Origin of the sequence: Pedobacter agri PB92 (genome assembly GCF_000258495.1) — a bacterium.
Lineage (GTDB): Bacteria > Bacteroidota > Bacteroidia > Sphingobacteriales > Sphingobacteriaceae > Pedobacter > Pedobacter agri.
Window position 1 is genome coordinate 1 of sequence record NZ_AJLG01000040.1, and the last position, 14,949, is coordinate 14,949.

The 14,949-nt window shown below is 37.8% G+C and carries 13 protein-coding genes; 5 read left to right on the forward strand and 8 right to left on the reverse strand.

What is annotated here, in order from left to right; translation table 11 throughout:
* From ON09_RS07990 to ON09_RS08000, 3 genes are all read right to left on the reverse strand, one after another.
* Window positions 1-480: DUF5687 family protein (locus tag ON09_RS07990; RefSeq protein WP_010600534.1), on the reverse strand; the 480-nt coding region annotated here is incomplete at its 3' end.
* Between the two features lie 57 nt (window positions 481-537).
* Window positions 538-1,818 carry a replication-associated recombination protein A gene (locus ON09_RS07995; protein ID WP_029204203.1) on the reverse strand — a complete coding sequence of 427 codons (1,281 nt, stop codon included), beginning with the start codon at window positions 1,816-1,818 and terminating at the stop codon, window positions 538-540.
* 182 nt (window positions 1,819-2,000) lie between these two features.
* Window positions 2,001-3,308: an MFS transporter gene (locus tag ON09_RS08000; protein WP_010600536.1), complete on the reverse strand. Its 1,308-nt coding sequence runs from the start codon at window positions 3,306-3,308 to the stop codon at window positions 2,001-2,003.
* A 136-nt stretch (window positions 3,309-3,444) separates the two neighbouring features.
* Between ON09_RS08000 and ON09_RS08005 the strand changes: the two genes are divergently transcribed.
* Complete coding sequence (locus ON09_RS08005) at window positions 3,445-4,176, forward strand: class I SAM-dependent methyltransferase (protein ID WP_010600537.1); 732 nt, start codon at window positions 3,445-3,447, stop codon at window positions 4,174-4,176.
* 94 nt (window positions 4,177-4,270) lie between these two features.
* Here the strand turns inward: ON09_RS08005 and hisS are convergent, their stop codons facing one another.
* The 3 genes from hisS to ON09_RS24170 form a co-directional block, all read right to left on the reverse strand.
* A complete protein-coding gene (gene hisS, locus ON09_RS08010) occupies window positions 4,271-5,803 on the reverse strand; it encodes a histidine--tRNA ligase (RefSeq protein ID WP_010600538.1) in 1,533 nt (510 codons plus the stop codon).
* A gap of 372 nt (window positions 5,804-6,175) precedes the next feature.
* Complete coding sequence (locus ON09_RS08015; protein WP_010600539.1) at window positions 6,176-6,919, reverse strand: LytR/AlgR family response regulator transcription factor; 744 nt, start codon at window positions 6,917-6,919, stop codon at window positions 6,176-6,178.
* A 1-nt stretch (window position 6,920) separates the two neighbouring features.
* A complete protein-coding gene (locus tag ON09_RS24170; RefSeq protein ID WP_010600540.1) occupies window positions 6,921-8,558 on the reverse strand; it encodes a sensor histidine kinase in 1,638 nt (545 codons plus the stop codon).
* A gap of 501 nt (window positions 8,559-9,059) precedes the next feature.
* Between ON09_RS24170 and fumC the strand changes: the two genes are divergently transcribed.
* The 4 genes from fumC (at window position 9,060) to ON09_RS08040 (ending at window position 12,448) form a co-directional block, all read left to right on the forward strand.
* Window positions 9,060-10,457 (forward strand): class II fumarate hydratase, encoded by a 1,398-nt coding sequence (fumC, locus tag ON09_RS08025; RefSeq protein WP_010600542.1) that lies wholly within the window; start codon window positions 9,060-9,062, stop codon window positions 10,455-10,457.
* Window positions 10,458-10,727: 270 nt separating this feature from the next.
* On the forward strand, window positions 10,728-11,084 hold the full coding sequence (locus ON09_RS08030; RefSeq protein ID WP_010600543.1) for a hypothetical protein: 357 nt from the start codon (window positions 10,728-10,730) through the stop codon (window positions 11,082-11,084).
* 1 nt (window position 11,085) lies between these two features.
* Window positions 11,086-11,640, forward strand: a complete 555-nt coding sequence (locus ON09_RS08035; RefSeq protein WP_238533627.1) for a fumarate hydratase — start codon at window positions 11,086-11,088, stop codon at window positions 11,638-11,640.
* Between the two features lies 1 nt (window position 11,641).
* A complete protein-coding gene (locus ON09_RS08040; protein WP_010600545.1) occupies window positions 11,642-12,448 on the forward strand; it encodes a S1/P1 nuclease in 807 nt (268 codons plus the stop codon).
* A gap of 88 nt (window positions 12,449-12,536) precedes the next feature.
* Here ON09_RS08040 and aspS read toward each other — a convergent pair whose 3' ends face one another.
* Window positions 12,537-14,282: an aspartate--tRNA ligase gene (gene aspS / locus ON09_RS08045; RefSeq protein ID WP_010600546.1), complete on the reverse strand. Its 1,746-nt coding sequence runs from the start codon at window positions 14,280-14,282 to the stop codon at window positions 12,537-12,539.
* Window positions 14,283-14,500: 218 nt separating this feature from the next.
* Entirely contained in the window at window positions 14,501-14,905 is a 405-nt protein-coding gene (locus ON09_RS08050) for a nuclear transport factor 2 family protein (protein ID WP_010600547.1), read from the reverse strand.
* Window positions 14,906-14,949: the final 44 nt, after the last annotated feature.

The following is a 14,949-nucleotide window of genomic DNA, read 5'->3' on the forward strand; positions in this document are numbered from 1 at the left end:
AAGGATGAGGTAATTGTTAAATAAAGTAATTGAAATAATGGAAACAATATACATAATAGCAGCAAAACCGCCGTATTCATCGATAATCTCCATGAAAATGAAAGGGAAAAACAGAAAAATAGGCCAAATATTGAAGGCTGAAAAAAGTGCCTTGATATTTAAAAAGTTGATGATTTTACCTTTCGGAACTTTTAAATGCAAATAAGGAATGATGCTTAAAGTTGGAAGCTCCTGAAGCTGTAAACGCATCACAAAGTCTAACGCAAAATAGTATAAAATAACTCCATTAAAACTGGTAAGGATATCTACACCTTTAAATATCTCAGGCAAAAAAATCGACATTCCAAAACCCACGCCCACGGCAACTGCCAAGAAATAAAGCATAAAAAAGCCCAGAACAACTTGAGCAGCAATACTACCACCCCGGTTTCGCGAACGCCAGAAAGATTTCCTTTGATGGCTTAAAAAAGTACTCAGCATATTATAAGTTTAGTAATAGTTCTTTTTATTAGTAGCCATTTGTAGCGAAATGTTACACTAATAATTGTATTTGTCTTTCCAGTTTTGTTTTAACTTTTCACGTAGCTTTTCTTCTGCCGGGTTTTTCCCCGGATCATATAATTTTGTTCCACTTAGCTCATCAGGAAAATATTCCTGAGCTTCAAAGTTTCCTTCATAACCATGAGAATATTTATAGTCTTTTCCATAGCCAATATTTTTCATCAGTTTGGTTGGCGCATTTCTAATGTGAAGTGGAACGGGCAGGTTACCTGTTTGCCTCACCAGAGCCTGAGCATGATTAATGGCTTCGTAAGATGCATTGCTTTTTGCAGAACTGGCCAGGTAAGTAACGCATTGAGATAAGATAATCCTGGCTTCGGGATAACCGATTACATTTACTGCAGTGAAACAATTATTGGCCAAAAGTAAAGCATTCGGATTGGCATTACCAATATCTTCTGATGATAGAATGAGTAGCCGACGGGCAATAAATAGCGGATCTTCACCGCCTTCAATCATTCTGGCCAGCCAGTAAACAGCCGCATTAGGATCGCTACCACGAATGGATTTAATAAAAGCCGAGATGATGTCGTAATGTTGCTCGCCAGCCTTATCATAAAGCGCCAGATTTTGTTGCGCATGTGCCAGAACATTCTCATTTATTAGTGTAATTTCATCTCCACCGATTCCATTGATCGCGATTTCTAAAACGTTCAAAAGTTTACGGGCATCGCCGCCACTCAATCGAATTAAAGCTTCATGTTCCTTAATGGTAATGTTTTTTTGAGCCAGAACGGAGTCTCTTTTTATTGCCGTTTGAAGCAACCCCGCCAATTCATCTTCAGTAAGAGATTTGAGGATGTATACCTGACAGCGGGAGAGCAAAGCGGAGATGACTTCAAAGGATGGATTTTCGGTAGTCGCACCAATCAGCGTTACCAACCCACGCTCTACAGCACCAAGCAAACTATCCTGCTGCGACTTACTAAAGCGATGAATCTCGTCTATAAACAAAATCGGTAAACCTAAAAAACTATCTTTAAGCTGTGCTGCCCGATCAATGACTTCCCGAATATCTTTTACGCCACTGTTAATTGCGCTTAAGTTAAAAAATGGCCGATCTAAGGCCTGAGAAATAATATAAGCGAGGGTTGTTTTGCCAACACCCGGAGGCCCCCAAAAAATCATCGATGGGAGCTGACTGCTTTCAATTGCCTTACGCAAAACGGCATCAGTTCCAACCAGATGTTTTTGCCCAACATATTCATCTAAATTTTGAGGGCGCATTCTTTCGGCTAGTGGAGCTTGGTTTTGCATAATGGTAAAGATAGAAAAATTGAGGTTTTTAAAGGCGGTTTTTGCTACAAATTTTAGCCGTGAAATTCACCGTCGTATGAGATTTTTAATCTTCAAAATCTTAATCTATGCAATTCACCTATTGATATTTACAGGTTCAATTTGAGATAATTACACAGATCTTAAAATCATATTATTTTAGCTTAATCGTCTATTTTCGAATGGTGTTTGGTATCTTTCATCGTGGTATATAAAATTAGAGAAATCAAAATGCAGGCCGTAACATACCAGTAAAAATAATTTTCATGACCGATGTTTTTAAACCACAAAGCGAAATATTCTGCCGTTCCTCCAAAAATGGCAACGGTTAGCGCATAAGGCAAACCCACACCCAAAGCCCTGATTTCTGCAGGGAACAATTCTGCTTTTACTACAGCATTAATACTGGTGTACCCACTCACAATAATTAATGCACCGATCATCAACAAGAATACAATTGTGGTGTTCGTTTCACTTGCCATACCAGTTAATATTGGCACAGTACATAAACTACCCAATACCCCAAAGCCAACCAACAAAGGTTTTCTACCGATTTTATCTGACAATAATCCAAACAGAGGTTGCAAAACGGCGAAGACCAAGAGCGAAATAAATGAAAGCATTGTTGAGGTTTCTTTGCTCAGATGAACCGTATTGACCAGGAATTTTTGCATGTATGTGCTAAATGTATAAAAAGCGATGGTTCCGCCCAAAGTTAAGCCTACAACAGTAAAAACCTCTTTTGGATATTTCATGAGCACTGCAATGCCTCCTTTTTTCTCTTCCTTATTCTTATTTTCAAAGGCTGATGTTTCAGCAATGTGCCTTCGAAGATATAACGCAATGAAAGATAGAATCGCCCCTATAAAAAAAGGTATTCGCCAACCCCATGCACTAAGTTCTTCTGGCGTAAGCAACCAGTTTTGTAAAATCAACTGTATCCCCAAGGCTAATAATTGACCGCCGATTAATGTTACGTATTGAAAACTCGAATAGAAACCGCGATGTTTCTGGCTGGCCATTTCGCTTAGGTAGGTGGCAGATGTACCATATTCACCCCCGGTGCTTAAACCCTGAATTAACCTGGCAAATACCAATAACAAAGGAGCAGCAATTCCGATCTGTTTATAGCCTGGTGTTAAGCCAATAATCAACGAGCCAATTGCCATAATCAGTACCGAAAGTGCCATCGATTGTTTTCTGCCTTTTTTATCGGCAATGCTACCAAACAACCACCCGCCAATCGGTCGCATTAAAAATCCTACAGCGAAAATCCCTGCCGTATTGAGTAATTGTGCCGTTGGATTACTATTTGGGAAAAATATCGGCGAAAAGTATAGAGCAAACGCAGAATATGTGTACCAATCGTACCATTCAACCAAATTACCCACCGAACCACCAAAAATAGATTTAAGCCTATATTTCACATCCTTCATTTCTTCTGGCCTAAAATCGTTCAAGGTATTATTCATGCGTTTGGAAGTATTGATTTTCAATAAGTGATTTAAACACTAATTGATAACTTTTGTTTAATTTGTAAGTTAGCTATTAGAATAACTGATTTGCAAAAAAGTATTCAAAAAATCACTTACTTATTCGAAATTAAATATGAAAGACAACTTCTCTACACAGGCGGCTGAATATGCCATCTATCGTCCAACTTACCCACAAGAGTTGTATGACTATCTTTTTTCTTTAGTGAAAAGTAAGGATACCGCATGGGATTGCGCTACAGGAAACGGACAAGTTGCCCGTGTTTTAGCGCAACATTTTCAAAGTGTTTATGCTACCGATATCAGCGAGAAACAGTTGAATCAGGCGATGAAACTGCCTAATATAATTTATCAGGTAGAATCTTCAGACAAAGCAAATGTTCCTGATCAAAGTTTTGATTTAATTACAGTTGCACAAGCTATCCACTGGTTTAATTTTGATGCGTTTTATGGAGAAGTTAAACGTACACTTAAACCAGATGGCTTGATCGCCGTGATTGGTTACGGCCTGATGTTTATTGATAAAAAAGTTGATCAGGCGATTCATAAATTGTATGAAGACATTTTAGGAAAATACTGGGATAGCGAACGTCGTTATATTGAAGAAGGCTATAAAACCATTCCGTTTCCTTTCGAAGAGATTGTTGCACCACATTTTCAAATTAAAACATCGTGGAATTTTAACCAGATGATTGGATATTTAAATACCTGGTCATCCTTGCAGCATTATAAAAAAGCGAATGACAGAAACCCTTTAGAATATATGTTTACGGAATTGAAAGAAGCCTGGGGCAACGATGCTATTAAGGATGTGCATTTCCCAATATTGCTGCGGATAGGAAGATAGTTGTTAACCGAAAGAAATAGAAGATGAAAACGCAAAGGACTGCAAAATTGAAGGTTTAATTTCTATCTCAGCTTGGCGTCCTTTGCGGTTAAGCCTATTTCAATACATCCAGAATACCCAAAACCGTCAACTTCTTTTGCTCGCCACTTTGCATATCCTTTAGCGTCAATTCGCCGCTTGCAATTTCATCGCCACCAATTAAAATTACATAAGGGATATTTTTAGCATCGGCGTAAGCCATTTGTTTTTTCAGCTTTGCTGATGAAGGATAAAGTTCTGCGGAAATACCAGCACTTCTTAATTGTTGCAAAATCGGCAAGGCATATTTTTCTGCTGCAACATCGAAATTACTAATCAAAACCTTGGTGCCAACTTCTGCAGCTGCCGGGAAAAGATTTAGTTCTTCCAATACATCGTAAATTCTGTCTGCACCAAAAGAAACGCCAACGCCTGTTAAATCTTTCAAACCAAACATGCCCGTTAAATCGTCGTAACGGCCGCCACCACCAATGCTGCCCATCGCTACTTCGTTGGTTTTAACTTCGAAAATACAACCTGTATAATAGTTTAAGCCACGAGCCAATGTGATATCCAATTCGAGTTTTGCGGTTAAAGGCAATCCGTAAGATATCAAGCTTTCCACATATTCAAAAACCTGTTCAATTTCTGTAATACCCTTTAAGCCTGTTTCTGAAGCTGCTAAAACATCTTTCAAACTCGTCAGTTTTTCTTCGTTAGTTCCCTCTAACAAAATAACCGGACGAAGTTTTTCCAGGTCATCTTCTGTGAAACCACGCTCCAATAACTCTTTACTCACCCCATCTAAACCAATTTTATCCAATTTATCGATGGCTACGGTCATATCAATAATTAAATCAGGTTTACCTATAATCTCAGCAATGCCTGATAGAATTTTTCTATTATTAATTTTGATGGTGAAATCTTTTAAGCCTAATTTGCATAAAGCTTCATTGTAAATCAGGATGAATTCTGCCTCGTTTAATAAACTTTCCGAACCTACTACATCTACATCACATTGGTAAAATTCACGGTATCTGCCTTTTTGCGGTCGGTCGGCACGCCAAACCGGCTGCACCTGAAAACGCTTGAAAGGTAAGGTGATTTCGTGTTGGTGCATCACCACGTAACGAGCGAAAGGAACGGTTAGGTCGTAACGAAGTGCTTTTTCAGAAATATCTGTTAGAACAGTCTTGCTGACATTTTTGTAAAGAGATATTGCTTTTTGCAATTTAGCAAATTCTTCATTGTTCCCAAACACAACTGATGCATCTCCACCTATAACAATCTTATCTGGATTAGAATCATCATTTTCAGCAAGATACCCTTGCGCATGCTCAAATTCTTTTTTAAGGTTACTAACTTTATCTAAAACTTTTTGGCTTAAAAACTCGCCACTATTCAGAATTTTAAATATCAGTTTATCGCCTTCATCACCATATTTTCCGGTTAAAGTAGAAAGGTTTTCAAAACTTGGTGTTTGAATTTCCGCATAACCATATTTCCTGAAAACCGATTTAATGGTATCGTAAATAAAGTTGCGTTTTACCATTTCAACAGGCGTAAAATCGCGTGTACCTTTTGCTAACGAGGGTTTAATAACTGACATAGCCGCAAAAGTACAAAAAGGTTTATTAACCACGGATATGTTTTACTGCAAGATTAGAACGGTCGGCGTTGCGAGGAACGGGGCAATCTTCATGCGATCGCTATGACTTAATTCTTATTAAAAAGTTTTCCTACTATCGGTAGAAATTACGGTAGAGACGCTAACGATTGTTTCTTTTCACAAGATAAACAATTAACCAAACGATCAATCCTACTGGAACCATTAATAAAATGCAAACCACAAGAAGAATGATTATTTCGGGAGTGCCTAGCATCGCTGCGTAAGCAAAGTTTATCAAGCAAACTAAACAGAAAGTTAAATAGAGCGATTTTAGCGTTTTCATAACTTAAATATAATAATATTTGTTAAATCTTACTTCCCCAAAACAGCTTTTACCATTTCTCTATTCGGTTTCGAAACCGGAATTTTATGCCCGTTATTCATCAATAAAGTTCCGCCATCTTCTTTAAGCCAGCTTTTTACATATTTTGGATTTACCAAATGACTTTGATGCGCCCGAATGAAGCCCTGAGGTTTCAGCAGATCAGCATATTCTTTCAAGGGTTTGGAAATTAAGATTTTTTCATCCGTGGATAAGTAGAAAAATGTATAAGTATTGTCTGCAACGCAACGTACGATATCATCAATCGAAACATAACGGATTTCATGTTGCTGTGGCAATGCAATTTTTGGAACGGCAGGCTCGCTTCTTTTGATTTGATTGAGCAAAAAACTGAGCTGCTCACTATTCATCTTATTTGTAATTCGTTCTTTGGCTTTTGAAACCGCAGCAATTAACTCATCAGGATCAACAGGTTTTAGCAAATAATCGAGGGCAGCAAACTTTACGGCTTGGATGCCATAATTGTCGTATGCCGTAACAAAAATCACCTCGAAAGTTTTTTCAGGCAACAAGTTTAGCAAATCAAAACCTGTGGTTTTGCCCATTTGGATATCAAGAAATAGCAAATCTGGTCGATGCAGCTTTACTTTTTCAAAGGCATCATTTATGTTGTTGGCAATAGCTACAACCTTAACTTCTGGACAGTTCTTGGCTAGCAAAACCTGCAAATTCTCCAAATTTGCCCGCTCATCATCTACTAAAATTGTCCTCATTTTACAACCATTGTGTTAAAGTTATAGTAACTGTGGTTCCGTTGGTATCAGATTGAATATCCAAAATGAAAGGTGTTTCTTTATAAATTGTATTCAGTAAAGATATTCGATTTTTACTCAAAGCCAAGCCTAAGCCATTGTAAGTTTGAGTTGTATCGAAACCTTTGCCATTGTCAGATATTTTTAGCACTAAATTCGACACTTGCTTTTCAAAAGTTACTGTAATTTCGCCATCATTACTTTTTTCTGCAATTCCGTGTTTAACTGCATTTTCTACAAAAGGCTGTAAAAGCATGGCTGGAATTTCTATATTTTCTTTGTCTAAATCGGTTGAAGCATTTATTTTGTATTGAAACCCAAAGCGTAATTGTTCCATTTGCAGGTAATCATCTAACAAGGTTTTTTCTTCAGTTAAACTGATGAGTTCTTTACTATCTAAAACATTTCGGGTAAGGCGGGCGAACTTGCTTAGGTAGCGATTGGCATTATCAATCTCGTTTTTATTCATCAGGTTTTGAATGCCCGCTAAAGCGTTAAACAAAAAGTGCGGATTGAGCTGCGAACGGACGGAGTTAAGTTTGAGTTGAGCCACCTCCTTTTGTTTGGCCTGCTCAGCTACTTTTTCTTTAATCTGTTTGTTTTTGACATAAACAGCTAGGCCTCCAGTTATTGCGCCTACTATTAAGGAAAACAGTAATGCTGAGGTGATAAGTTGTTTAGTAGAGAAAAGCTTTTCAGTTGACACATCGAAAATAATCTTTTTAGCTTTATTTGATGTCAGTCGTCTAAATCCAATAGCTGGAATAATCTCCAGCTCATATTTACCTTCCTTACTTAAATTATCAATATCTAGTTTTGCCACCATGTTACCTTCAGAATCGTAATTCCAAGAAGGTTGAACGAGTTTACTGATCACTTCACTACTGTTGTTTATGCGCTGCAGTAGTACCTTGTAAAGAAAAACATTTTCTACAGGCTTAATTTTAATTTCGACGTAAGAAAGATTTTTAGAAAAGAGTATAGAGCCATTATTTAAAGTTAAAACTTTACCAGTAGTAACTTCTCTGCGCACAAATTTACCTTCTTTGTTTTTGAAGTTTTTAATTTCCGGATTTTTAAAAACTTCTATAACTTGGGCACTTAACAAATCAACAGGCTTAACATCTTTATTATAAAAGGCAAATTTGTAGTCAGATTCAGATTTGTTTTTTTCGTAGAATACGATTGATATTGTTTTATCAACAATATTAAATCTCCCAAAATCAATGTAATATGAATTTTTGTTTTTACTAACTGTTCTTGGTATTACATCTTTAGCTAGAATAACTGAATCATTCTCTAAAATCGTGTACCTAAAATTATCCAAGCTCTTTGCGTAAATCCAGCACATCAATGAAATATTTTTAGCCCTATCAAGATAAATTACTGAGCGTCTTGCAGAAAGTGGATCTGCAATTATTGAACTTACGTTTTTAGTTTCATTGTCTACTGTAAAGGTAAATGTATACTTGGAACTCATACCATAAGACCAATATTGGCTACCTTTTTCAAATGGCCTATTGTATAAGGTATCTAGTCGAACCTGTGCGTACGATTGAAATGATAAGATTAAAATCCAAGAAAATAACAACTTTTTCATATAATTTAATTTTCCATAAAGCTCCGCGATACATCTGGCTTAAAAAACCCCAAAATAGTAAATGAAACCATTAACTTAGTATTTGAATGGTTTCGGGCAGGATTTAGATTCTCTTGGCTAAAGCCGAACGGCAATGAACTTGCTATTTTGTTAACCTTTGTCGTTGGTTTCGACCAACGGAACAATGATTAAACGCTTTGGGCTTATGCCAAAATTTGCATTATGCTCCTTTATTGATTGTAGTTTACAGGCCACTCCTAAACCCGATGGCAGCGGAAAGTTTTTTGTTGCCGTGTTTCGACAAGCTTAACATGACAATCACAAAAACTTTAAGCGAATCAGCGGGGCCGAACCAATCAGAAGAACCACATCAGCACCTTTCCAAAATAAAAACTTAGCACATCTAAAAAACGCTCAAATGACACCTTAGTAAATATCGAATATAATACCTTGCTTTATAGGCAAAAAACTTAAATTTGCGACAACAAAAATCAAATTATAATGAGTTTCAGAATAGAACACGATACCATGGGCGAGGTTCAGGTACCTGCCGACAAATACTGGGGTGCACAAACCGAACGCTCACGCAACAACTTCAAAATCGGTCCTGAAGGTTCAATGCCTAAAGAAATTATTCATGCTTTTGGCTACCTGAAAAAAGCTGCGGCTTTAGCAAATACAGAGCTTGGCGTACTTTCTGCAGATAAAGCTGATTTAATTGCCAAAGCTTGTGATGAAATTATTGCCGGCGATTTAGACGATCAATTTCCGTTGGTAATTTGGCAAACCGGTTCTGGTACGCAAAGTAACATGAACGGAAACGAAGTAATTGCAAACCGTGCCCACGTAATTAATGGTGGTGCATTGGCTGATGATAAAAAAGTGCTTCACCCGAATGATGATGTGAACAAATCGCAATCATCAAACGATACTTACCCAACTGCAATGCATATTGCAGCCTATAAATTAACGGTAGAAAACACCATTCCTGGCTTGGAGCAGTTGCGTAACGCTTTGGCTAAAAAAGTAGAGGAATTTTCGGGCATTACCAAAACCGGCCGTACCCACTTTATGGATGCTACGCCTTTAACTTTAGGGCAAGAATTTTCAGGTTACGTTCAGCAAATCGACAACAGCATCAGAGCCATTAAAAATGCTTTGGTTATGGTTGCTGAGTTGGCTTTGGGTGGTACAGCTGTTGGTACTGGCTTAAATACACCAAAAGGTTACGATGTTTTAGTGGCGCAAAAAATTGCCGATTTAACAGGTTTACCATTCGTTACGGCGCCAAATAAATTCGAGGCTCTAGCGGCTCACGATGCCATGGTCGAACTTTCTGGCGCTTTAAAACGTACTGCGGTTGCCTTAATGAAAGTGGCGAATGATGTGCGTATGTTAAGTTCTGGTCCGCGTTGTGGGATTGGCGAAATTGTAATACCAGATAACGAACCAGGTTCTTCAATTATGCCAGGAAAAGTGAATCCTACACAGCCGGAAGCCTTAACAATGGTTTGTGCTCAGGTTATTGGTAATGATGTGGCGGTTTCTGTAGGCGGCATGTCTGGCCATTTTGAGTTAAATGTTTTCAAACCTTTAATCGCGGCAAACGTTTTACAATCAGCTCGTTTAATTGGCGATGCTTGTGTTTCTTTCACCGTAAAATGTGCGGAAGGGATTACGGCTAACTTGCCAGAAATTGAGAAACATTTACAAAACTCCTTGATGTTGGTTACGGCTTTAAACCCGCATGTAGGTTATGAAAATGCGGCTAAAATTGCAAAGAAAGCACACAAAGAAAATAAAACCTTAAAAGCTGCAGCAGTTGAATTAGGCTTGTTAACCAACGAACAATTCGATGAGTGGGTTCGTCCGGAAGATATGGTTGGTAGTTTGAAATAATCCGAGTAGCCTAAGAAGCGGAACTTCTTTCTATGGCTCAATTATAGTCATAGAGGAAAGTTCCTTTAGGTATTCAGGGAAAAGCAGGGCTTTCATTCTTCGGATTCGACAGCCCCGCTTTTGCTACAAGTTTTTTTTAAACTCCTGTCATACTAACAATTATTCAACGTTGATGCAATAAAAAAAAGCTTTCCGCGTCAATCGGGTTTATTTAACAAATACAGCAACTCAAACTCAGTTTGCGTAGCGCATAGAGAAAAGACTTAAAATATGGGAAGTTCGTTCACCACAACACTATTCAGTTTAATTTCGATTGTTCCGCAAATAATCGGTTTTATTGCTTGCTGCTATTACATTTCGAAACAGGTAAAAGCCGATTCGATACTACTGATTATTGGATCTGGTATTTCGTTGTTACTAACAATATTCTACCATTTTGTGATGCCATATTTCACGCAGAGTAGTGGTCTTTCAATACTCGACGCGACAAGTTATTATACGATTGCCGGAGTGATTGGCTTTTTCGTAGGAATCTGTTTTTCAGTAGGGTTATTCATGCTGATTAACAATACCTTAAACGCGAATAAAAATTTTCCAAAGCAATTCCCACCGAATGAGTTTAAATAGTATGCTCACTAATATTAAGTTTAATCAATTGGGGAAAATCGAAAGCTCGATTCAATTTAAACATCTTTACCTTTTAGCTTTCACCCTTTACCTTTTACCTCTTTTAAGCGCCTGTACCCGCTTGCCAAATGTTCAGGGCAAGGGAGAAGATTTTATGCAGGGTGTGTGGAATCAAGATTCCGTAGCCTACAGCAACAAATTAAGCAATTACACCAAACACCATTTTAAGTTCACCTGCGATTCGGTTTACATCGATTTTGAAACCCACAGCAAAGTGAATTTTTATGAAGATTCTTGCTACAACAATGGCATTTGGAAAGAATATGCGAAAGGTGTTTATGGCGTTAAAGGCGATACTTTAATTGTTGGTGCTACATTTACTCACGCCAATTACAAACAAAAAATTTCAGGCTGCTACCGCATTGGCCGGTACGAAAGGAATTTCCTGATCAAGAAAAAATCAGCAGATACTTTAGTTTTAGAAAGCATGAGCGATCAGCGAGAAATTACATTATCCTTAAAAGAAAAAGTTACTTGCGTACAAAAAGAATTATAAAATGAAATTTACATCAATTAAAAAGAAATTAGCCACCGTTGCGGCCATCGGTTTTTTAGCTTACTTGCCCATTCAGGCTAATGCCTGGGGCATGATTGGTCACCGTGTGGTGGGCGAAATTGCCGATAGTTATTTGAAAACCAAAACCCGAAAAGCAATCCAATCCATTTTAGGCTCAGAAACCCTGGCGATGTCGGCTAACTGGGGCGATTTCATTAAATCAGACTCTACCTATAATTACCTATACAACTGGCACTTTGTAAACTTACCCGCAGGGCAAACCAAAGATGTTATCTTCAATTTTTTGGAAACAGAAAAATCGCCAAACCTGTACAACAAAATTATCGAATTAACAGCTGTTTTAAAAAAATCAAGCAGCACAGCTGATGAGAAAAAACTGGCCTTACGCATGTTGGTACACATGGCTGGCGATTTATGCCAACCAATGCATGTAGCCCGCAAAGAGGATTTAGGCGGAAATAGGGTTTCGGTTTTATGGTTTAACGAAAAATCGAACTTACACCGCGTGTGGGATGAACAATTGATCGAGTATCAACAATTAAGCTATACTGAATACGCAAAAGCCATTAATCACCCTTCTGCTGTTCAGTTATATAACTGGCAAAACACCAGCCTGAAAGAGAATGTTTATGAATCTTATCTGGTTTGCAATAAAATCTACGAAACCACTAAACCAGATTCGAAATTAAGCTATCGCTACAATTTCGACTGGGTCGAAACTTTAAATCAGCAGTTACTTAAAGGTGGCGTTCGCCTGGCGAAAATGCTGAATGATATTTATGGATAAGAATTCCAATGAACAAAAAAAAAGCGCTGACAATCATCAGCGCTTTTTTTATACCTTGAATAAATTCAGAGTAGCATTTATTAGATCACTACAAATCAGTTTTGATCTTCAATTCTTTTAATTGTTTATCATCAATTGTACTTGGGCTATCGATCATCACATCTCTACCTGAATTGTTTTTAGGGAAAGCTATCACATCACGAATCGAGTCCAAGCCAGCAAAAATCGAAGTTAAACGATCGAAACCAAAAGCGATACCACCGTGTGGAGGTGCGCCGAATTCGAAAGCATCCATTAAGAAACCAAATTGTTTTTGGGCTTCTTCTGCGCTAAATCCTAAATGTTTGAACATTAAAGCCTGTAATTCTCTGTCGTGAATACGAATAGAGCCACCGCCAACTTCAGTTCCGTTAATTACCATATCGTAGGCATTCGCACGAACATTTTTCGGATCAGTATCTAACAAAGCAATGTCTTCCGGTTTTGGTGAAGTAAACGGGTGGTGCATGGCATGGTAACGTTCGGTTTCCTCATCCCATTCCAATAGCGGAAAATCAAGCACCCAAAGCGCTGAAAAAGTATTTTTATCGCGTAAACCCAAACGGTTACCCATTTCTAAACGAAGTTCGTTTAGCTGCTTGCGCACTTTATCAGTAGAACCTGCCAGGATTAAAATCAAATCGCCTTTTTCTGTAGCAAAAGCTTCGCTCCATTGCTTTAAATCTTCTTCGTTAAAAAATTTATCTACTGAAGATTTGATGGTTCCATCTTCATTATGGCGGGCATAAATTAAACCTGTAGCACCAATTTGCGGACGCTTGATAAAATCAGTTAACTCGTCTAATTGTTTACGGGTATAACTGGCTGCGCCTTTTGCATTGATACCAACTACCAATTCAGCGTTATCAAAAACAGGGAAACCTTTTCCTTTTACCAAATCGTTCAGTTCTACAAACTGCATATCAAAACGCGTATCTGGTTTATCAGAGCCATATAAACGCATCGCATCAGCATATTGCATACGTGGCACTTCAGGTAAATCATAATTGCGAACTTCTTTAAACAAAGTACGGATTAACCCTTCAAAAGTGTTTAAAATATCTTCTTGTTCAATGAACGACATCTCGCAATCAATCTGTGTAAATTCAGGCTGGCGATCGGCTCTTAAATCCTCATCTCTGAAACATTTCACAATCTGGAAATACCTATCGAAACCAGAAACCATAAGCAATTGCTTAAAAGTTTGCGGCGATTGAGGCAAAGCGTAAAACTCACCCTCGTTCATACGGCTTGGCACCACGAAATCTCTTGCACCTTCTGGCGTAGATTTGATTAAAACTGGTGTTTCAACCTCAATAAAATCTAAAGCATCTAAATAACGGCGAACCGATTGTGCCATTTTATGACGCAAAACCAGGTTGTTGCGAACCGGGTTACGGCGTAAATCTAAATAACGGTATTTCATGCGCAACTCATCGCCACCATCCGTTTCATCATCAATCATGAATGGCGGTAATTTTGCAGCGTTTAAAATCTCTAAAGCAGAAACTTTAATCTCTACATCACCGGTTGACATTTTTGGGTTTTTGTTGCTGCGTTCAACAACAGTACCAGTGGTTTTAATTACAAATTCGCGACCTAACGAACGTGCTGCTTCGCAAAGTTCACGGTTATCATCCATGTTAAAAACAAGCTGTGTAATACCATAACGATCGCGGATATCAATGAAAGTCATACCGCCTAAATCTCTTGATTTCTGTACCCAACCACACAGGGTTACACTTTCGCCTAAGTTATTGAGGGTAAGTGCACCACAAGTTACTGTTCTTAACATATATTGTAATCTAAATTAAGCGGCAAAAATACCGAATTTGTTTTAAAGTTTTTGAAAGAAGATTTAATGAAGTTTTGAACGGGTTTAAATCAATTATAATTTAAGGATACTGCTTAAAGAAACGGACATTCCTCTGTTTGATACTTATCGAAGGGGGAAGATCAGCACAGATATTGCCGATAATATTTTCGCGATGGCAGGTTAAAAAGATCAGGAATTTAATATTTCTCTTCCAAAACTACCTCAACAGCAAGCACCTTCCATTCGCCACCAACGTTTTTCCATTGGTAAACTTCTTCTGTTTGTATGGTTTGCTTTTTAGAAAAAACAAGCAAATTGGGTTTAATGATAATTGATTTACGGGCAATTTTTTCAGTAAACACCTCGTTTTCAAAGGCTGATTTTATCCGGTAATGACTTGTTTCAATGCTTTTTGAATTTCTGAAAAGGCTCTGAATATCAGCTTTATAATCTCTTAAGTTTAAGGTAACCGAATTGGAACCAGTAAATTGAAAAGATGGATCGAAGATTAAAAAGTAGTGATCTGCATCCTTAGCTTGCAAAGCCACATCTTGCTTTTTGTGTAAGGCATCAATTTCTGAAATGATTATATCGGTTTCCATGGCATGAAGTTAACGGTTTGTACTTTGTTTTCAAATTTAAGATG